The following is a 19,940-nucleotide window of genomic DNA, read 5'->3' as shown; positions in this document are numbered from 1 at the left end:
CTTCTTATTTAAAAAAACTGCAGCAACCTTTATAAAACCGATTGCTGTAGCTTATTTTTGTTGCTTATACTTCAGACTTCATTTTAGATTTACGGTACCAGCTGTACGCTCCAATCATCAAACTTATTCCGATTAGTAAGAATGCCAAGAGCCCGTTCCCACCAGTAGCAGGAAGTGACCCGCGTTTCATATTCGGTACTCTTTCTGGCCCTGGATTTTCTACTCCTACGATCTGAATTTCTTCATTATAGCTACCATAAGTGATGATAAATTCAGTAAAGGCTGCCTCACCTGTTGGAAGTACATAACCTTCTGGCGCCATGGTCTCTTTCATTTGATAGGTTCCATAATCTAACCCTTGAACCTCAAAGTATCCATTTCCATCTGTGAAAAATTCTGTTGCTTGTCCACTTGTTGCCCACTCAATTCTATCTGCTCCTGATTCATAAACAGCTAAAGGCGACTCCCCTTTATAAAATATTGCGTATTCAGAACGGTCTTCATTCCACAATTCGAATCTTGCATCTTTAAGCAATTCACTGCTTGATGCATCATATTTTTCAAACTTTCTTCCACCTGTTGTGACTTTCTCTGGCGGCTCTACTCCTTCTTCATAATCAAATTCATCATTTCGTCCGATTTCAATAACCGCTGTGTTGTTATGGAAATCATCCGCTTCTAGTTCTGTGGAAACCTTCAAATTATACGTGATCGTTAAATCTCCTCCACGTGCATCTGCTAATCTACCTAAAGTATCTACTTTGGCTATTCCATTTTCTTCTGTCAAAATCGTCACGACAAACCCGTTGTTTACTACTTCTACTATATAATCTTGTCCTTTTGTTAAAATCGTCTCGCCGGCCCGCACTTCTATTTCCTGATCATAATAAGTTAGACCAACTGTAGGCGTATCTGTAATTTTGTAATTTTTGATAACAGCGCTTCCGTTTTCAAGGACAGAATCGATGAAATAAGGAATAGGTGCTGTGATCGTGTAAGAAGCCGTTTTTCCTCTTTCTAGATCAATATAAGAAATCGTTTCTTGTTCTCCAGCTTCATTAATAATCGTTACTTGTCTAAGGTCGCTTTCCTCTACATTCATCTGTTTATCTGCTTCTCTGATTTCGTTTTTCGGATACAAATGCACATCTGTATTGTATGTGTCTTTCCATGTAGAACCATCCCACACACCATCCACCATATCAGGCATCATCACTGGCATCATGACAACCATTGGAGACGCGATTCTGGAAATATGAGCTGGCGAATAAGTTTCTAAGAAAAGATAGACTTTATCTCTAGAAGAAGGTGCTTCTTCCGTCACTTGGACGGTAGAGAATACCGCTTCTCCAGCTTCATTCGTTGTTTGTTTGTCAATACTTGTCAGTCGATATTTTAAAAACCAACTTTCTGTGTGCCGTTTTTGAATCCATTCAATCGCTTCGGCAGAATTAAGACCGTCTTCTCGTTCCGGTGTTAAAGGATTATCTCGAATCAAATCGTAATATACTTCCGTTACGTCAAACAAATCAAAATCGACTCCTGGAATATTTTCTTCACCAAAATCCGTAGAAACCAATCCGCTATTCGGTCGTTCTTCCGGAACAGTTGAGAATCCTTTTTTGTGTAATGTAATCGTCACTTCACTTGGTTTTTGTGCGACTTCTTCGGCTTGGACTAGTTTTCCGTTCCCGAAACTCCCTATTCCCGCAGTAACGAGTAACAGTACACTCATTCCCGTGACAATCATTTTTTTATTCATTTTTTTCTCCCCGTTCTTTTTTTATTAATAAAACAGCACCTAACAATAAAAGAATTCCTAGTAAAGAAATCAACGTTCTTGCTTCATTTGTTTGCGGGAATACGGACCATTTTCCTGATTGACCTGGATTGCTTGGACCACTCGGCTCTTTCGGTTTGTCCGTTGTTTCTTTTACGGTCTCGTTATAAACACGTGGTGTTGCGGATTCATAGGCAGAGACTGGAACTTTTCCGGATTCTAATTCAGCCATCTCCTGTCCGTTAACTACTACATATTGTGGTTGGCCTTTTGCATCCACCCAAAATTCAGGGATGATGACCTCGATTCGCTTACTTGCTTCATCCATCTCGTAACCTTCCACACCTTTTAATTCTTCAAAATAATAGGTGCCAGAAGGCAAGAAACGTTGTCCTGTCGTAACAAGACCCTCTTTATCCGAAATGAATTTGCTTACATTTTTGTCATTCAAAGGATCATTGTCTGCTGGTTTGATCCATTGATTTTTCAGGTCATTAGCAGGAGCCATATCTAAATAATATTTCTCCCCTTCTATCATCTGATATAGAGCAAAAACAGCACCTTCTAATGGTTTTCCTTTTTCAGTTGTTCCTCTTTGACGTCCATACTTGAAGAAGTATGGATCTCTTAAATAACCGACATTTTTAGGATAGATATGAATCTCTTGCAGTTCCTCGGTTGATTCTGTCGGATGATAAATTGGCAAAATAGCAGCAATTGGGATAGCTGTCTGATCGATATCAACATCCAATCCAACTTCTGGATCAATCGATTCTTCGAAAATCAAATAAACTGCATCCCGATCTTGGTTTTTCTTAGGTGCCTTGATACGTGCAATCCCGTCTCCTAATCCGCCAACCGTATCTTTCCCAGTTGTTACCGAAGTCCCTATTTGGACAAGCCTTTCTTCTGTGATTAGCTGACGGATATTGTTTCTGTTCGTTTCAGCGATTTGCTGGACGAATTCTTTAGGAGTCATGTTTTCAGCAGCTTTTTTTTCATGATAATAATCGGTCATGTCGTAAATGGCAAATGTCGCTCCATTTAGTGGCACCGTCTGTGAAATGATATCTGCTGTTTCCCCTGCTTCCTCAGAGATAGCCAAGCCATCATTTTCATGGTATTCAAATTGATCGTTATAATCGATATCTCGAATCATCCGTTTATGCAACACGAATTCCACGACCTCTTCCCCTGATTCTTCTGCCGACATCGCCTGTGGAAGAAGGACTGCTGCAAGCGGTAGTAAAACAAGTAATTGAAGCATCAAACACAACAGCTTTTTCATTACCTTGCTCCCTCCTTTTTAGATTGTCTGACAAACAAACCATAGGCTGCTCCTGCAAGCGCCATGAAGAATGCAGCAAGCAGGATATAGAATAATCGTCCGGATCCTCCTGTAGCAGGCAACGGATTTTCAGGATCGTTCCCGACACTAAGCTGTAATCTGATTCGATTTGTCTCCAAAAGTTCATATTCTAACTCTTGCTGTAGATCAGGCGTCTCTGCTTCTTCGTTTGGATAATACGAAACCTCAACTTTTAGTGTACCCGCTTCTTTTCCTGGAACTACCCGATCATTTTCCATGTCGGGTTCTTCTCGATAACTAATTTCTAAAATAAAGTAACCTGGAAGTTTTCTATAGCTGTCAGGTGACTTCACTTCCTTGATCCGATAGACCCCTTCCAATAAGTCTGAAGCATTGAATAGGGAAGAATCGTTTGGATCTGGTGCCAAGCCTCCATCGATGATTTCATATTCTCCTGCACTATTTTGTTTCTCAATTGAAAATTCTGCGCCTTCAAGACGTCGGCTATTCATACTGTCAATTTTCAAAAGTTCCAAATCGATTGGCGCTAGTTCATCTTCTAAGGTTACTTGTAGTACACCATCGATGATTTCATAGCCTTCCGGCAAGGGAGCAGTTTCGTCTTCGATGACCGTATCTTCAATGATAAACTTACCTTCTTCATTCAGTGCAAACTGGAACACTTGATCAGATAGCCGATACCCATTTGGTGCGACAGATTCCGAGACCTCATATTCACCGATAGACAGATGCAGAGGTTGGTCGTAATTTAAATCGACATACTTTTCTACTCCTACGGCACGAGAATAGAAGTATCCGATCCCAGGCAAACGTTTCGATTCTTCTGGTTCTAACGGATTACCAGTGTATGCTCGATACAGCGGGAAGGAAGAATCCCCCACTTTCCTGATATCGAAACCTGCACCATCTAATGTATGGCCTTCATGGTCTAATTTTCTAACTCGGATCTCCCGATAATCAAACGTATTGTAAGCAGTGAATGCTACCCATAATCGATCCTCTTCATCTGTTGTATACGTGAGATATTGCCAATTTTCTTCACCTGTTTGCTTGAGCTGGATAGTCCCTATACCATTATCGTAAAGTCGCAAGATCCATGTGTCATTTTCGTCAGGTTCTTTGAAACCTTCTGGGTTCTGGCTCTCAATGATTTTGTATTCTGCATAGTTGGTAGTTTCTTCACTATCCTTATAAACAAATGAATCTGACTCTCCGATTGGATGAATAACTTTCTCACCATCCACGATTACATATTTCCCATCTTCATCTACTGAATAGAACGTGAGCTTCCCTTTCTCTTCCTCTGCTTCGTTCACACCAGAAAGCCCTTTCGCTACTGGATATCCGATTTCCAGTCCGTTACCATCTGTTTCATAAAGTTCAAACTCTGCGCCATTGATTGGCATATTACTGCCTTCAATTAGTTTATTGATATTCATGTGGATTGGCTTGAATTCATTTCGCATTTCCAGTTTGACATACAACTCATCATACTCTGTGCCTTCTATGTTGGGCTCTTGTACAACAGAAAGCTTGTGATATTCTCCTTCATAATAGGAATCCGGATCTTTACCTTCCGGTCCGCCGACTCTCGAACCAGATGTATATTCATCTACAAGCTCGTAGTGACCTAACATCTCATCTTCGTTGGCTGCATATTTTTTGATTTGGAATTGATACGTCTCATCTACTAACTGATAACGTGGTGGTCCGGCGATCTCTCTGATCCAAAATATGTCGCTGACTGCTCCAGTTTCATCTCCTAAAATCGACATCTTCGTTTCAAAGATCGCTATTCCGTCCGTTGTAGTTTTACTTGTTTCGATTGGTTCGGCTTCCCCACTCTCTGGATTTTGGTCATATAATGCAAATTCGACTCCAGCCAACGGCTCGCCATTTTGACCCTTCTTGCTGACTTGGAAATTACGGCCTTTATGTTCGTAACGAATGGAAGGAGATGGGAAATACATCCGTCCAGTAGTGATATCATTCTCATAATCCTCCAGGTTCTGAATATAGGCCATATTGTTCACTGTATAAAAGTTTCCGTCTTGAGCTCCCGCATCAAGTTTTACTTGGTACTTGATCCTGACCATTTCCCCTTCACCTAAAGAAATCGGAGAAAATTTATAAGCTTGGTTTTCCCGTCCGACATACGTTGTCGGAGTCGCCACTACTTCTGGTGGGGCTTGTCCATGACGTTCTTCATCCCATATTTCTGGCTCTTGGTACTTCATGCCGTTTTCTCCTGGATCTAGATGGTAAAACTGAATATCTGCCGATCTGCCAGCTCCAAATGGTGAGACATTAAAACCAGTTTCATCATAAAGTGTGGCTTGCTGGATCGTTCTCTTGAAGGTAGAAGAGATATCCTCCAAGGCTGTAACAATGTCATTCTTGTTATTCGCATTGTAATATCTCGGTGTTACGCCATCTTCTTCTAAATCAGCAATATTTTTCAATACATTTCGTCCAATAGCATCTAGTCGTTGTCTCCCGCTAACGTTTCCATCGATTCCTAAACCAATGGAGAAGATACTTGGCGGGTTCTCTTGATACTTGTTTTTCATCCAATGATGATAAGCAACTGTGTTGATCGCAGATGACTTTTCTTGCGAAGTAGGACTGCCATTCGTATTGTTATTAGAAGAACCATCACCAACCCAGTGAGTCGCTTTATTATCTCCTTCTTTTACCTCTCCATAACGATAGTGTACATTTACTTCATCTTCTGGACGGTTAAAGTCAGATGCGTAGGTAACTGGATGAGTAAACCCTGCATTAGAAGTATTCCCAGAAAAGTCCTCAAAATTTCTGAACAAAACGCCATTATCTTCAGCAATCTTATCTTCCATCACAGTCCAGTTGCTCCAAGCTCCATTAGTGCTCGTACGATAACTTGACTGAATCGGTGCATAACTGAAGGTCGGTGTCCCATCTCCCACAACGATCAGGATTTTTTCTGGATTTCTATTTTCTCCGCCATTGTCTTTATACAATGTTTCATAGCCATTTTTAAGCCCTAGTGTAAGCGGAGTCCCTCCAATTGGTGTACGATTTAATGCTGTATTCTCACTTCCCGTCAAACGATTGATATCATTTGTCAATGGAAAGATGTCCGAACTGATTTGCTCATGGTTATTGATAGCTGTACTATTATGGTAAAAATTTACCATACCGATTCGAATATCCAGACTCGGGTCAGAGAGCAGATCTTTACTCATTTCGTTTACTGCCTCAATCAACGCAGCATTTTTAGTTTGACTATTGGTCCCAGCGGTTAATTCACTCATACTCGCTGACTTATCTAGAACAAAAACGATATCGATTGGACTGATTTCCTTTTTCTCGCCCCCGATGACATCTAGATAGACATTGTAAAGGGTTGTTGCATCTTCAGGATGTAGATCAGATGCTGTGCTGCTTGGCAGAACAGGTTCTACCCATTTTTTGATGTACGCCCCGTTATAATCCAAGTAACTGTTTTCAAAATTCCGTTCATTTCCCCAAAGCTGAACGGTTTGAGCTGGAACGTTTCTACCTTCTTCGCCTGCAGTTGATCCATTATTAGTAGCATAGTCGTAATTTCGCCAGTTCGCTCCCCCATTTGTATAATCACTATCATCGATCAAGTTCTCTCCGTCATATGGCGAGCCTTTGTCTCCTTGATAGCGTTCATTGCTTTGTGTCCAATTTCCTAACACTTTTACTTTTGTATAGTCATTCGTTGTAAATTTCGGGTAGCGATGCTGTTCGTTTTCAACTTCTCCACTAGGATAGATATATTCATAGGGGTCTTGCGTAGCTGTTGGCCCAAGACGCTCCAAAATACCGTTGAATAACTGGCGTTGAATGCGCTGGAGTGCTTGACCGCTGGGTACGATTGGTTCGTCCAGCTTTTCCATCTCATTTTCTTCGCTACGTTGAATTTCAGCGGAATCTTCTGTATCAGTTTCATTTTCTTGTAATTCTTGGTTATCTATTCTTTCATCAACCACCACTTGAAGAGGTAGTTCCCCTTCGTTCACATCGGGGATCTTTTCTGTTTCAAAAATCAATGTGCCGGTTTCTGCTTCTTTTGAATAAACTTTTCCGACATACCATTCTTGACCATCGATCGTCTCGACTTTTAGGTCTTCTCCATCTTCATCATAGGAGGATAGACCTGTTCCACGAACGTTTTTTACGGTACCAATCCCGGCGGCTGCCGCATCGATTGCTAAACGTATTCTACCTTCATTGGCACTTTCCTTTTTTTCAAAAGCCAGATGCCATTCAAGGGTTTCTTCTTTTTCAATATACTTCCCTTCAATTTTTGCATAGTCCTCATCTAAGAATACCTCATCCTCCTTTGTTTCTGTTGACTCAGCAGCTACATCCAGTGTCGTCATATGATAGACTGACTGGAAATATGGTCCAAATAGCAAACTGACAGTTACTAACTGCAAAAGCTTCAATTTTAACCCTTTCACATCCTTATACTCCTTTCAAAAATATTTGTCTTCTTTCACAACAATCAACAAAACAATACCCATCTAATTATAATTTAATTTAATTTTAATTTTAAATCAAATAATATCCTTTTCAGTTAAAAAACACCAATTATACAACATTTATTATTAAAATTTAATTATAAAATTTTATAACATTCTCATTTAATGAAACTTAAGTTATTAAGACAGATGAATAAACAACTACGCTTTCCTCGAAACAAAAAAATAAAGCACAAATGCGCATTTACGCACTCATGCTTTATTCGTACAATTAATTCAGATAACGGCAGCGCATAGGATGCCAATAACACTTCCTAAAATAGCTCCTCCTAAAATGTCAGTAGGATAATGTAAAAGTAAAAAAATCCTCGAATAAGCGATCAAACAAGCAAATAAAAAGGCTAATATTCCTGCAACTGGACTTAATTCGAACAACGCAGCTACTGATAAAAAGGCTAGCGCTGTATGTCCTGAAGGAAAAGAAGAAGTCTTCGGTTTACTTGTGTAAAGGACAAGCCGACGATTTTTTTCATAAGGTCTTTTCCGTCTTGTCGTTTTTTTGATAAAAAGCAAACCAACAAAAAAATAGATCAAACTGCCGATAAGAATGGCTAGACCATATTCTCTAGTATCAGGTATCAAGACTAAAACAGCAGCAAGGAGCAACCAAATAAAACCACCATTAGAGATATTACTGATAAATTTCAAAAAATTGATTTTTCGACTATCCGTTTTCCGTTGCTTGGCGAACTTGTTGATAATACTATCATCGATTTTAGCAATCAAACGCAACATGTTATTCCTCCTTTTTAAGAACCTTTTCTTGCGTACGATGGATAAAAAGCAGGACTTGAAAATAAAACAAGAAACTGAAACCTAATAAAGCAAAATAGATTGGTCCTGCAAACCAGAATGCGACAAGAAGGATCAACGTGCCTGCCAAATAGAAAAGCGCGCTTTTGAAATCATTAAAAAACAAGAAAAATGCAGTAATCCAAGAAGCTTCTTTTTGTTCCAGTTGAAGCAAGATTTTGTAACTAAAGAGAAGCGCGCTTAATAGAAGCAAAAACAACGTAGTATACATCAATGTATAGCCAATTCCCCCACCCCAATAGCGGAAAATCTGATAATCGATCAATAGAAGAAGAAAATAAACACTTGCTAAACTATCTTGCTTTCCATAAAGAGAGAAGTTCTCACGAAACTTTTTCCAGAATAGTGAACCGAGCTTTTTCTCTTCATTTTTTTTGTAATGATAAATCATATACAGAACTGTTCGACTTGCAGTTCCTAATGTGAAAACAGGCAAGACGCACAGGAACCATAGTAGCTGTAAATGGATAAGACGTGGAATCCATTCAATGATTTCTAAGAAATAATCATTGGCTTTTTTACCAATCGATCGATTCATCATCCTTTTGAACCTCCTGTCAAATCCATCCCTTCAATGAAATAACGTTGTGCAAAAAAGAACAGCAAAATCGTCGGGATCAAGACAAGTGTTGCTCCTGCCATCAGATAATTCCATTGTGTCGTTGCTTGGTTCTGAAAAACTTGCAAGCCAATCTGTAACGTGTATTTTTCTTGATCTTGGATATATAACAGAGGACCTAAGAAATCATTCCAAGCTGCGTTGAAGGAATTGATCGCAATGGTAATCAAGGCAGGTTTCGTCAATGGAAGCATCAAATGACTCCAAATGTACAAATGATTCGCTCCGTCGATTTCAGCAGCTTCGATCAATTCATTATTGATCGATAAGTAAAATTGACGCATCAGAAATATATTGAACGCATTGCCGAAGAACGATGGAACGATCAGGGGCAAATAAGTACCTACCCAGCCGATCTTGGAGAATAATACATATTGAGGGATCATCGTTACAAACCCCGGGATCATCATCGTAGAAAGAACCAAAGCAAACATCAGCTTTTTCCCAGGAAAATCAAGCTTCGCAAATCCATAAGCAATAAAAGAATTTGAAAGGACATTACCGATCACTACTAGCACAGTGATGAATAATGTATTTCTTGCATAGCGCCAAAAAGGAAAGGCGGCAATCGTATCCAGATAGTTTTCCCATACGATTTTTTCTGGGAAAAAGGTCGGAGGATAACGAACGATTTCTTCCATTGGTTTCAATGAAGTAAACACCATCCAAAGCAATGGAATGATCAAAATGATTCCTATTACTGTCATGAGGACATAACTTAGTATTTTTTTGTTTGCCGATTCACACTGGTCTTTTTGAAATAATCCATCATTTGCCGTCACCTCCAGAATAATAGACCCACTTAGGTGCAAGCTTCAAATTGACAAACGTCAGAACCAACACGATCAGAAACAGGATCATTGACATAGCCATCGCATAACCCATATCAAAAGCTACGAACGCCTTGTTCCACATATGCAGATTATAAAAAAGCAAAGAATTTGCAGGTCCGCCTGTTCCATTTTTCGTCATGACATAAGCTTCTTGAAAAATTTGGAAAGAACCGATCGTAGAGGTGATCACATCGTAAAAAATAATAGGAGTGATTAATGGCAAAGTAATACTTTTGAACTTTCCCCAAACGCCTGCTCCATCGATTTCTGCTGATTCATATAAAGATCTAGGAACATTTTGTAATGTAGCTAAGTAAAGTAGCATTGCTCCTCCAGAACTCCATATTTTCATCAAAATCAACGCAGGTTTCGTCCATTGTGGATCAAACAGCCAAGCTGGTCCAGGGATATGGAACCAGCCCAGAAATGTGTTGATCAATCCTGCAGATGGAGAAAGCAGCTGCATCCATAAGATGTAGACTGCTACTCCTGATAAGACTGCCGGTAAATAGAAAGCTGTACGGAATACACTGATTCCTTTGATTTTTTGATTGAGTACTGTGGCTAAAAACACACTGAAAATCGTCGTCAGCGGTACATTGAAGATGACGAAATAAACGGTGTTGTATAACGATTTCCAAAATAAATCATCGTGAACGAACATTCTTTTGAAATTTGCTAGACCAATGAAATTCATCTTGGATGTCAAATTATAATCGGTGAAACTACCAATAACTGAAAAAAGCATAGGCCCTAGCATAAATACCAAGAACCCGATAATAAAAGGCGAGATAAATAAATAGGCCCATCTTGCTTCTTTTTTCTTTCGGATAGATAAACGCTTCAAATTTTCTTGCCTCCTCTGTACCTAGACAGTCAAAAATGGATTATTGATTTTGCTTGACTAAGTTTTCTACTGCTTTTTGTGCATCTGCCAATCCTTCTTTTGGTGATTTTGTTCCTAAAAGAATCTGGTCAATCTGTTCATTCACTAATGTCGTGTAATCCGGAGCATCTAAAGGAACTGGTGTGATCACCGTATTTTTAAAGTTTTCGTCCGCCATTTGATAGATCATTTTTCCTTTATCCGTTAGGTTGTCATTATTCACTAAATTCTCATTGGCTGTCTTGCTCGCCATGATATCAAAACTTTTTTCGCCGAATTTTTCTTGTACTTCTGGAGAAGAAAGATATTTGATGAATTCATAAGAGGCCTCAGGATCTTTTGCTCCGTATGGTACTTCCAAGACGAATCCGCCACCCCACGACCAATGGCCTGAACCTTCTTCTTTTTCTGGGAGCTGCATCACGCCAAAATCAAAATCATCCGGTGCATTTTCCATCAAACTAGAGTAATAATTGATATTTTGGGCACGCATGGCTACTAATCCGGAAATAAATGGATCAGATACACCAGACCCAAATTCGGCTTCTAATTTATTGATCGTATTTTTCCCATAATAATCTTGCCAGTCTTGGATCCACTCCAAGGCTTCCACTTTATTTTTAGTATCAATCTTGAATTTTTCATCTTTGTCAAACCAACTAGTCCCGTTATCTGCGTTTAGCGCCCATACATCAGCCCCTAAATTCCATAATGGATAAAAACCGATGCGTGTAAATTCTTTTCCTTCTTTTTTATCTAGTTTACGTGCTGTTTCTTCTAATTCATCCCAAGTTGTCGGTAGATCTTGTTCACTGATTCCAGCTTCTTTAAATAACTTTTTATTATAAAAAATGACTTGTGTATCTGTATTGAATGGGATCGCATAAGGATCACCTTCATATTCTACTGTATCCCAAAGCTGCGGATAAAAATCCTTAGAAGTGTCTTTTTCTACATATTTGGAGAGATTAGTTGCTTGCTGTGCTTCTGCTCTTTGGGCAACGGAATTTATGTCCTGTACAATAACATCGGGTGCATTTCCAGCTGTTATTGCAGATAAAGATTTAGTCCAGATGTCACCCCATGGCTGATACTTATAATTTACATGGATCTCGTTTTATGATTGATTGAAATCCTCAATGATTTCTTCGATAGCTTCTTTTCGTGCACCGGATCCCCAAAAGGACCAGAAATCAATATTTTTTCTTCCATCACTTGTTTTTTCAGAAGAATTTGCTGCACTTGAACTGGCATCGCTTGCATTACTTGATCCGCATCCTCCTAATAAAAACAATGCTGAACTTGCCAGCAACCCTGTAAACAATAATTTTTTCATATTTTACCTCCAAATTTTAATGTAACCGATGTCGGTTTTAATATAACGATATCATTTTGTTCTGAAAATAACAATTTATAAGGTATGATTCTAAAAAAATTATTAATGATACCAATACTTTATATAATTAGCGAGCGTTTTCTTTGAATTTTTTAATCTTTCGTAGCAGAATGAGAATGTATTAAAAATAGATTAGGAGGAATTTTGATGTTTAGACACCAGAAAGAATTGCAGTTTGAAGCAAAACCAGATCGTCCGAATCCATTAATCGCGAAATATCTGCAGGAGCTGATCGGCGGCCAATATGGCGAGATGAGTGTAGCTATGCAGTACCTGTTCCAAGGCTGGAGCTGCCGAGGAGAAGAAAAATATAAAGATATGCTGATGGACATTGCAACAGAAGAAATCGGCCACGTGGAAATGTTGGCGACAATGGTTGCTCGTTTATTAGAGGGTGCGCCTGTTGAAGATCAAGAAGCAGCGATGCAAAAAGATCCAACAATCGGTGCCATTATCTCTGGAATGAATCCACAGCACGCGATCGTAGCTGGCTTAGGACCTCGTCCTGCTGACAGCGTGGGCAATCCATGGAGCGGTGCCTATATCATTGCGAGTGGCAACTTGTTAGCAGACTTTAGAGCTAATTTAAATGCCGAATCACAAGGAAGACTTCAAGTAGCACGTATTTACGAAATGATCGATGATCGTGGCGTAAAAGATATGCTGTCTGTTCTCCTTGCAAGAGATAGCTATCATCAAAATCTATGGGAATGTGCAGTGAAAGAATTAGAAGAAAAAGAAGGTTCAATCTTAGTCCCAAGTACTTTCCCGCGTGACAAAGAACGAAAAGACATTGCTTATGACTTCTATAACTTCTCAGAGGGAGACCAAAGTAGTGAAGGTTCTTGGGCTAGTGGCAAAGCACTGGATGGCGAAGGCGAATATCAATGGTTGAAAGAACCTAAGATCGAAGGCGCTGCACCAAAATTAGAACCAGTAACACCAAAAATGTATGGGACACCTCCATTCAAGAAATAAATATCTACCCGTAGAAACACCCGTTTTTTGTTCCACACGCTTTGTGAGCAAAACTGACTAAAGTCATTAGTAACCTATCCACCCGTGAAGACGGGTGGCTTTTTAATACCCCTAGAAGGGGTCGACACTCGCTGCCCCTTAAAAGGGGCTTTTTAAAAGACCGCCAACTGCTCATCTTCGCTCACTTACTTCTCTTTATTTTTAAAATGGTTCTACGTACTCTCTTTTACTTATACTATCTCGAATGCGATCATCAGCTTCTTGTTCACGGATGTATTTTTCAATTGTCTTTTGATTCAATCCGACTGTACTCACATAGTATCCCTTCGACCAAAAGGATTTTTTTCCGTATTTATATTTGAGATTTGTGTGCTGCTCGTGGATTAGTACCGCACTACGACCTTTCAGATACCCCGTAAAACTGGATATACTTATTTTTGGTGGTACTCGAACAAGCATGTGAATATGATCTGGCATTGCATGTGCTTCTTGATTTCCACATCTTTCATTTCGCACAACTTCCTAAGTATTTTTCCAAGATCTTTTCGTAATTGCCCATAGATTACTTTTCGTCGATATTTTGGTGTAAATACAATATGATACTTACAATTCCAACGAGTATGTGCTAAACTTTTATCGTCATTTGACATGAAAAAACTCCTTTCGATCTGATGAACGGTTGGTAGCCACTCACTAGTATATCGAAAGGATTTTTTTATCGCTAAAGCTACTTCTTCCACACGTAGAAACGCGCGGTTTTCTTGTTTCGCACGCTTTGCGCACGAAACTGACTGAAGTCATTAATAAATCTAAAAACCCGCTGCTTCACTGACAGAAACAACGGGTTTTCAGAAAAAAATGAAATGAAAAAGATCTCTTACGGCAATCTATTTTATTTTTTTGATTTTTTATAAATTGAAAATGCTTCAAGAAGTCCAAGAAATAAAGCCGTATAAAAACCAGAACCTATGAAATCTTTATTTATTAGATATTCAACAGAAATCCCGATAACACTAGCCAACAATATATTTATCAGAAGTGTAAAATAAGGATGCTTTTTATAGAATAGAACTAGTGTTGTTTTCATACACTCTCCTTTCTTCATATTTCCAATTAATCACAAATTCACGGCATTACTAGAAAAATTAAAGGGGCGCAGAAGTGGAAAAATACTCTTCGACTTTCCCTACAAACCAGGGCATCTGGTGTTTAATAACTATACCAAATCTAAGGTACCTCTAAATCTAAATTCCATTTGTGGCGGTGACCCCCAATTTTTAACTCTTCTATCTCCCATCCAGTATACATAACCTTGATACTTCGACCACTTATATATCGAACACACTAATACCTATCCATTGCAGGAGTACAACCTAACTTAGTTGCTACTTGCATCTAAATAACAGCTGAAAAGATAGGACTTACTCTTAGTAAAGTATCTGAACTATTAATTTTTAAACTATCATTTTTATCCTCAACTACATACATATCTGTTGCAACTTCACTTTCTGTCTCATCCAGATAAATGATTAAGGAATTGGGAGTTGCAATATCTTCAGCTGACGCTGGAATAGTTGAGCCAAATTAGTCATTATATCTTTATTATAAAATAACCAACAGCAAAAAATACAATGAAAAACAAACTTGGAACTAATGTATCATTAATAAATGTTGAAAAATTCAGCAACTCATTACTGTATGATTTTAGCAGCCCAACCAACATATACCCTATAAAAGCTAATAAGATGGTTAGGAATCCTTTAGAATTTTTACTCATTTATAAACACTTCCTTAAATAGCTTTTATTATAGAATGTATTGTAAATAATAATATTGACAAAAAGTGACTCCAAATAAAAAAACCTTACATTATACTGGAATGAACTGTATTGATAGTGTACCTAAAAGCTCTACTGACATAAGATCGTGTAATCGGCAAAGTAATTTTATTAATTATACGGGATGTAATCAATTAGAGAATAAACTAATCATAAAAGGTACTTTTACATTCATAATTGTCGCTTTGAGATTCTACTTTGGTTCACTATCTGACCCAATTGCACATTTTCGAGCATTACAAGTATTGGTGTCGTTAGAACAACTAAATAGAAACTAGCGGTAGATTTTTCAGAATCTATGCTAATTTCTGTACGGATGTTCCAGTGATGGCAAATTTCTCTTTTCATTGTTTTTCTTGTCGCATGATATGCCTTTTTGTGTTATTCAGTTAAACTATAGAAATTCTTTCCTAGACAGATCTTGATCCCAAATTTTACGTTTTTAAGCATCGATATAGTTTAAAATGACATTACTCATATCTAAAGAGTTTAGATTTTTTAGGACTAAAACTGTCAGTTGTTCTTTTTCTTCTTTCTGTTAAAGTATTGTCGCGACTTTTCGTATACGTTAAGATATGTCGTGAAAAAACAAGTTTTGTGACACAAAAAAACGAATGACTTGAGGAAATCACCTCAATCATTCGTTTAAAATGCTATATATTCTTTAGTTTAAGATACGGAAATTAATCCCATCGACCACACTAGTAGAATGAACGACATTTACTTGGCCTTTTTTTAATTTCGTTATGTTTAGCGTATAAAAATATTATAGAGTTTACTTACAATGCTTAAAACATATACTGTATAATCTGATCAATTTTAGCCATGTCTTGCAATGGTAAGTTTTCTATTTTTTTGAGTTTTCGTTCCTTAAAATCAAGAGATTTTAATTGCGAAATAATTACTTGTCCTTTTATATCTAGCTCTTCAGGTAATGAGTAACGTGTCGGTAAATTCTTTATAGTGGAAGTAATTGGACATATGACCGAAAACATTGTTTTACGGTTAAATTCATAACGAGAGACGACTAGTCCTGGTCGTCTTTTTTGAATTTCTTTTCCTACTGAGGGATCAAAATCAATCCATACAATATCACCTTTTTTAGGAATATAAATTCTTTCTCCTGACACTATAAAATTTCTCTCCCTTCAGGAGTTAAATCTTCCCATTCGTCTTTCTCATAATACTCGGCCTCTTCCCCACCACTAAATGGATCTTTAATTTTTGGAACTAACGTAATTGTACCATCATCAGAATACACAACGATATATTCTTGGTTTTCTGAAGGTTTCTTTCCGTTATCAGAAGGTAAAGTTACCACTACAGAACTTCCTTGTAATCTAGATTTTGTAACAAGCATTATCATCACTCCCTTAATAAAAGTATACTATATAACACTAAGTAACGCAAAATTCCCCTTTGTAAACTATCTAGAAAATTGTTTTGTTTAAAGTATATCTTATTGGATATAAATAGAAATAAATTGTAGCCAGTTCATTTTTTTTTAAATAAAAAAATAATCCAAGAAACATTGAACCTATGGATCCAAAAGCTACCCAAATACTATAGCTAACTCCCCGCTACCTTCAATCTTGCAGATAAAACGCTTTGGAAAAAAATCGAGAAAATCGCAAAGACGACAGGCCATCCTATCATGCCCGATTATAAACAAAAAGCTGGCTATTCCTTTTGCTCTGACAAATTTCAATTGGGAAAGTTCACGAAACTAGCAGGTGAAGAAGTTTCAACTGTTCGGATCAAAGAATGCCCGCTTCAAATAGAAACGTTGGTTCAACGAATTTCAACTAGAGAAGACTTTGCTATTGTAGAATGTGAGATCGTAGCTATTTTTGTAGAAGAAGGGATTTTACATGATCCAACTCATATCAATGTGGATAAATGGCAACCTCTTATCTATAAATTCAGAGAATATACAACTGCCAACCAGTCGTTAAGTTTGAATTTTAGGTTTCAAGAATTCAAAGAGTCATAATGATAAACATCGTTAGGTATAAACAAAAAAGACTCGCAGCACGAGTAAAAAAACAAATAGAAGCTATACCTTAGAAAGGTCGAATGTGACTCTATAGATGCAGTATATGCAACTTATGAGCATTTCTTCTGTTCTCTTTGTTTTTGGGATCTGTGCTGAAGTCTTTTTTGTTTTTTGCCGATCTTTCTTTGAAAAATCGATTATGTTATACCTTCTTCATTACTAATTCAGGCATCTGCTGAGTAATGATTTTTCGCGCAAAAGAAATATCTGTTACCCAAGGTTCAATTTGTTCTTCAGTCAAGACAAGCGGCATTCGGTCATGGATTGGTGCGACTGTGCGATTAGGTTCAGTAGTCATTATGATTGATTCTGCCATTTTTTCATCCTGATGGCTACGATAAAAACCGCCGATATACACTATTTTTTCCTTATTTGAAAACATAAATTTGTCTTTTTCTTCATTCCACTCATAAAAGCCACTCATTGGGAAAACACAACGATTTTGCAAAAATGGTTGATGAAAGGTCTTTTTTTCTTCTACTGTCTCTGCACGGGCATTGATCATCAATTGTCCTTTTTTAAATCCGGTAAATCCCCACTTCATGATTTCCGGAGTGAAGATGTTTTCTTCCTCTTTTCTTAACGTCACAACAAGATTTGACGGAAAAACTTCTCCAGCTGCTAATTCTGCTGCCTGCTCCGGTTGTTTCTTCTGGGCTTCTCGATAATAATTCTGAAGGAGCTCTGACTCTAGATCAAAAAAATAACGACCACACATCCTAATCCCTCCCAATCTTTTTTCTATCATACACTGCAACAAGAAGTTCGTACCAACAAAACGCTTTCAATTTGTGTAGAACTAAAAAAGTTGTGACAAGTGACAAACTCTCCAGTGAATGGTATTCTCCTGCCAACTCCTCGGTCACAAGTCACAATATTCAACAAACATGAGAAGCTGTTTTTTGAAATTGTTCCTTGTGACTCGGAATGAAACGGCAGGCTTACGACCTCTGGGTAAACGGTGTTCCAAAGCCAGTTTCTCGGTATTAAGCCAAATTTATGCAAAAATGTAGAAAGCCATTTTCACAAAATTTTTCTTACTACTCGAAACTAAGCGACTTTTTCACAACCTCTTCCTTAAACGGTGTTCCAAAGCTTGCATCTGCGGTAATAAGCCCAACCAAACGAAAAATATGAGCAGCTATTTTTATTTGGCTGTTCTTATTACTTGATGCAGGGCAGCTTTTTCACAACCTCTCCACTAAACGGTGTTCAATCAGCTAACCTTCGGTATTAGCTCAAAAAACGGCAAAATATGAGGAACTATTTTGCCGTTTGTTTCTCTAATACTCAGGTCAAAGCGCTGATTTCACAACCTCTAATACACGGTGTTCCAGAAGTAGCTTCTTCGAAAAATAAGCCGAAATTTCACAAAAATTTGAGAAGCAATTTTCGTAAATTCCTTCTTATTTCTTGAAGCTGACCACTTCTGTCACAACCTCTAATTATTAAAGAACCTTTTGCGAAGTTAACAATCTTTCTTTGATCAATTGAAAATTTTGTCTAAGTAGTGATAGATCCTGTGTGACTTTCAACAATAAGATACTTCCCTGGATTTCAGCAATCAACGCTTTGGCTTGACGGTCTGCTTCTTCATCGGACAGTTTTTCTTCAGAAAGTGCCAGGATATTTTGTTTCGTATACTTGACCCATTGATTGACTAATTCTAGTAGCAACAGACGGTATTCTTCATCCACTGTACTCAACTCAATAATCAAATTACCTACAGGACAGCCATGATAAGTGATCTGTGTCTCATGATCAGCAAAAATCCAGTCCAACATTTCTTCTAATGCTTCTTCTGGCTGTTTTCCAGCATTTAAGATGTCTTCGAACAATTCTGTCTGCCACACGACCATATGCGCATGGATCACCGCTAGACAAACTTCTTTTTTTGAAGAAAAGTAATAATAAAATTGCCCTTTCCCCGTCTCAGAAGCTGCTAGAATATCTCGGATTGACGTTTCATGATAGCCTTTTTTATAAATAAGATCTTTGGTCGCTTCCAAGATCTTTTCCTTTGTTTTCAATGATATTCTCCTTTTTCATTTCTCATAGTCCTATATTATACAATAAATTCATCATTTTTTCTTCTTAATCGTTTAAAAAAGACTGTGCCAAATTATCTGACACAGCCCTCACTATAAAACTGTTCTCATATAGCTAGATGTTCATTGATTCAAGAACTGCGAGGACAAAAGCAATTTCTATCTTATGATAGTTGCTCTAATACTTCCTCTGTTGTCATCACTTGATCTGCAATAAAGCCAAAGTTCGTCAACGCTGCATCCATTGCTTCTTGACCAGGAGCACCAATTGCATCTGTCGCTACCACACCATTGAATCCACTCTCTACCAATTCACGCATATGGGAATCGCTACACAAGTTTCCGTTCATTCCACCAAGAATCACTGTGTCGATTCCATTTTTTCTCAATTGGAGCGCCAAATCATTGCTTTCTGGTCCAAAGATTTTATGAGGAGAGCTGATAATCGTATTTTCATCCAAATATGGTTTCAATTCTTCGATGAAATCAGCTCCTGAACCTTCTTCAACTGATTCATATTGACTTTTTCTAGCAAACATCTGCTGTTCAAGCATCATGTGTTCTCCTGCACCGCCAAATTGCCATTTATGGTCATGTGGGTAAAAATAATGAGGAGAAATAAAGAGTTTGTATCCTTTTTCTTTTGCTTGTTTCACCATTTCGATCATGTTTTCGATCGTATTGTATTTTTCTAAGATATCTTTTGTCAAACCAAAGCCGCCGCCTGCTGGTTTCAAGAACTCGACTTGCGGGTCAGTGAGAACTACTGCTGTATTTTTATTATTGAACATGGTGGATTCTCCATTCGTTA

The 19,940-nt window shown here is 38.0% G+C and carries 16 protein-coding genes and 2 pseudogenes; 2 read left to right on the top strand and 16 right to left on the bottom strand.

The window, feature by feature from the left end; genetic code table 11:
• Nucleotides 1–64: 64 nt before the first annotated feature.
• The 8 genes and pseudogenes from OS138_RS09465 to OS138_RS09430 all read right to left on the bottom strand — a co-directional run bounded on the left by OS138_RS09465 (nucleotide 65) and on the right by OS138_RS09430 (nucleotide 12,150).
• Nucleotides 65–1,762 carry a SpaH/EbpB family LPXTG-anchored major pilin gene (locus OS138_RS09465; protein WP_325070061.1) on the bottom strand — a complete coding sequence of 566 codons (1,698 nt, stop codon included), beginning with the start codon at nucleotides 1,760–1,762 and terminating at the stop codon, nucleotides 65–67.
• Entirely contained in the window at nucleotides 1,755–3,068 is a 1,314-nt protein-coding gene (locus tag OS138_RS09460; protein WP_086324495.1) for a pilin N-terminal domain-containing protein, read from the bottom strand. Before OS138_RS09460 ends, OS138_RS09465 begins: the two co-directional genes overlap by 8 nt.
• A complete protein-coding gene (locus OS138_RS09455; protein ID WP_325070060.1) occupies nucleotides 3,068–7,582 on the bottom strand; it encodes a SpaA isopeptide-forming pilin-related protein in 4,515 nt (1,504 codons plus the stop codon). Before OS138_RS09455 ends, OS138_RS09460 begins: the two co-directional genes overlap by 1 nt.
• A 297-nt stretch (nucleotides 7,583–7,879) precedes the next feature.
• On the bottom strand, nucleotides 7,880–8,398 hold the full coding sequence (locus tag OS138_RS09450) for a phosphatase PAP2 family protein (RefSeq protein WP_002286782.1): 519 nt from the start codon (nucleotides 8,396–8,398) through the stop codon (nucleotides 7,880–7,882).
• Between the two features lies 1 nt (nucleotide 8,399).
• The gene (locus OS138_RS09445) at nucleotides 8,400–9,017 is read right to left on the bottom strand and encodes a YesL family protein (RefSeq protein WP_002286784.1); all 618 of its coding nucleotides are present in this window, start codon (nucleotides 9,015–9,017) and stop codon (nucleotides 8,400–8,402) included.
• On the bottom strand, nucleotides 9,014–9,802 hold the full coding sequence (locus tag OS138_RS09440; protein WP_223315397.1) for a carbohydrate ABC transporter permease: 789 nt from the start codon (nucleotides 9,800–9,802) through the stop codon (nucleotides 9,014–9,016). The genes OS138_RS09445 and OS138_RS09440 overlap by 4 nt, the downstream gene beginning before the upstream one ends.
• A 61-nt stretch (nucleotides 9,803–9,863) precedes the next feature.
• Nucleotides 9,864–10,775, bottom strand: coding sequence for a carbohydrate ABC transporter permease (locus OS138_RS09435; RefSeq protein WP_002286787.1), 912 nt, complete (start codon nucleotides 10,773–10,775; stop codon nucleotides 9,864–9,866).
• 40 nt (nucleotides 10,776–10,815) lie between these two features.
• Nucleotides 10,816–12,150 (bottom strand): annotated as a pseudogene (locus OS138_RS09430) (ABC transporter substrate-binding protein).
• A gap of 207 nt (nucleotides 12,151–12,357) precedes the next feature.
• On the opposite strand from OS138_RS09430, the gene OS138_RS09425 reads away from it, so the two are divergent.
• A complete protein-coding gene (locus OS138_RS09425) occupies nucleotides 12,358–13,188 on the top strand; it encodes a manganese catalase family protein (protein ID WP_002286789.1) in 831 nt (276 codons plus the stop codon).
• Between the two features lie 201 nt (nucleotides 13,189–13,389).
• On the opposite strand, the pseudogene tnpA reads toward OS138_RS09425, so the two are convergent.
• From tnpA to mazE, 5 genes and pseudogenes are all read right to left on the bottom strand, one after another.
• Nucleotides 13,390–13,838, bottom strand: a pseudogene (tnpA, locus tag OS138_RS09420) (IS200/IS605 family transposase).
• 242 nt (nucleotides 13,839–14,080) lie between these two features.
• On the bottom strand, nucleotides 14,081–14,275 hold the full coding sequence (locus OS138_RS09415) for a hypothetical protein (RefSeq protein WP_002295146.1): 195 nt from the start codon (nucleotides 14,273–14,275) through the stop codon (nucleotides 14,081–14,083).
• Nucleotides 14,276–14,779: 504 nt separating this feature from the next.
• A complete protein-coding gene (locus OS138_RS09410; RefSeq protein ID WP_002304207.1) occupies nucleotides 14,780–14,965 on the bottom strand; it encodes a hypothetical protein in 186 nt (61 codons plus the stop codon).
• 848 nt (nucleotides 14,966–15,813) lie between these two features.
• Nucleotides 15,814–16,155, bottom strand: coding sequence for a type II toxin-antitoxin system PemK/MazF family toxin (locus OS138_RS09405; RefSeq protein ID WP_002349927.1), 342 nt, complete (start codon nucleotides 16,153–16,155; stop codon nucleotides 15,814–15,816).
• Nucleotides 16,155–16,385 (bottom strand): type II toxin-antitoxin system PemI/MazE family antitoxin, encoded by a 231-nt coding sequence (gene mazE, locus OS138_RS09400; RefSeq protein ID WP_010728130.1) that lies wholly within the window; start codon nucleotides 16,383–16,385, stop codon nucleotides 16,155–16,157. The genes OS138_RS09405 and mazE overlap by 1 nt, the downstream gene beginning before the upstream one ends.
• Before the next feature lie 294 nt (nucleotides 16,386–16,679).
• Here mazE and OS138_RS09395 point away from each other — a divergent pair, with 294 nt between their 5' ends.
• On the top strand, nucleotides 16,680–17,018 hold the full coding sequence (locus tag OS138_RS09395) for a hypothetical protein (protein WP_325070057.1): 339 nt from the start codon (nucleotides 16,680–16,682) through the stop codon (nucleotides 17,016–17,018).
• 205 nt (nucleotides 17,019–17,223) lie between these two features.
• Here the strand turns inward: OS138_RS09395 and OS138_RS09390 are convergent, their stop codons facing one another.
• The 3 genes from OS138_RS09390 to OS138_RS09380 form a co-directional block, all read right to left on the bottom strand.
• Nucleotides 17,224–17,799: an SOS response-associated peptidase gene (locus OS138_RS09390; RefSeq protein WP_325070056.1), complete on the bottom strand. Its 576-nt coding sequence runs from the start codon at nucleotides 17,797–17,799 to the stop codon at nucleotides 17,224–17,226.
• A 730-nt stretch (nucleotides 17,800–18,529) separates the two neighbouring features.
• Nucleotides 18,530–19,111: a TetR/AcrR family transcriptional regulator gene (locus OS138_RS09385; protein ID WP_325070055.1), complete on the bottom strand. Its 582-nt coding sequence runs from the start codon at nucleotides 19,109–19,111 to the stop codon at nucleotides 18,530–18,532.
• Between the two features lie 182 nt (nucleotides 19,112–19,293).
• On the bottom strand, nucleotides 19,294–19,920 hold the full coding sequence (locus OS138_RS09380; RefSeq protein WP_325070054.1) for a cysteine hydrolase: 627 nt from the start codon (nucleotides 19,918–19,920) through the stop codon (nucleotides 19,294–19,296).
• Between the last annotated feature and the right edge of the window lie 20 nt (nucleotides 19,921–19,940).

The sequence above is a fragment of the Enterococcus sp. E5-37 genome (assembly GCF_035726925.1).
In the GTDB taxonomy this organism is placed as follows: Bacteria; Bacillota; Bacilli; order Lactobacillales; family Enterococcaceae; genus Enterococcus_B; species Enterococcus_B faecium.
The sequence above is the reverse complement of the archived record's forward strand: the minus strand, read 5'-3'. Positions and strand labels throughout refer to the sequence as shown.

Bases quoted from the DNA above. Each gene is read 5' to 3' on its own strand.
- OS138_RS09450 (WP_002286782.1), bottom strand. From the start codon at position 8,398: ATGTTGCGTTTGATTGCTAAAATCGATGATAGTATTATCAACAAGTTC.
- mazE (WP_010728130.1), bottom strand. From the start codon at position 16,385: ATGCTTGTTACAAAATCTAGATTACAAGGAAGTTCTGTAGTGGTAACT.
- OS138_RS09445 (WP_002286784.1), bottom strand. From the start codon at position 9,017: ATGATGAATCGATCGATTGGTAAAAAAGCCAATGATTATTTCTTAGAA.
- OS138_RS09395 (WP_325070057.1), top strand. From the start codon at position 16,680: ATGCCCGATTATAAACAAAAAGCTGGCTATTCCTTTTGCTCTGACAAA.
- OS138_RS09460 (WP_086324495.1), bottom strand. From the start codon at position 3,068: ATGAAAAAGCTGTTGTGTTTGATGCTTCAATTACTTGTTTTACTACCG.
- OS138_RS09465 (WP_325070061.1), bottom strand. From the start codon at position 1,762: ATGAATAAAAAAATGATTGTCACGGGAATGAGTGTACTGTTACTCGTT.
- OS138_RS09415 (WP_002295146.1), bottom strand. From the start codon at position 14,275: ATGAAAACAACACTAGTTCTATTCTATAAAAAGCATCCTTATTTTACA.
- OS138_RS09380 (WP_325070054.1), bottom strand. From the start codon at position 19,920: ATGTTCAATAATAAAAATACAGCAGTAGTTCTCACTGACCCGCAAGTC.
- OS138_RS09440 (WP_223315397.1), bottom strand. From the start codon at position 9,802: ATGACAGTAATAGGAATCATTTTGATCATTCCATTGCTTTGGATGGTG.
- OS138_RS09410 (WP_002304207.1), bottom strand. From the start codon at position 14,965: ATGAGTAAAAATTCTAAAGGATTCCTAACCATCTTATTAGCTTTTATA.
- OS138_RS09390 (WP_325070056.1), bottom strand. From the start codon at position 17,799: ATGTGTGGTCGTTATTTTTTTGATCTAGAGTCAGAGCTCCTTCAGAAT.
- OS138_RS09425 (WP_002286789.1), top strand. From the start codon at position 12,358: ATGTTTAGACACCAGAAAGAATTGCAGTTTGAAGCAAAACCAGATCGT.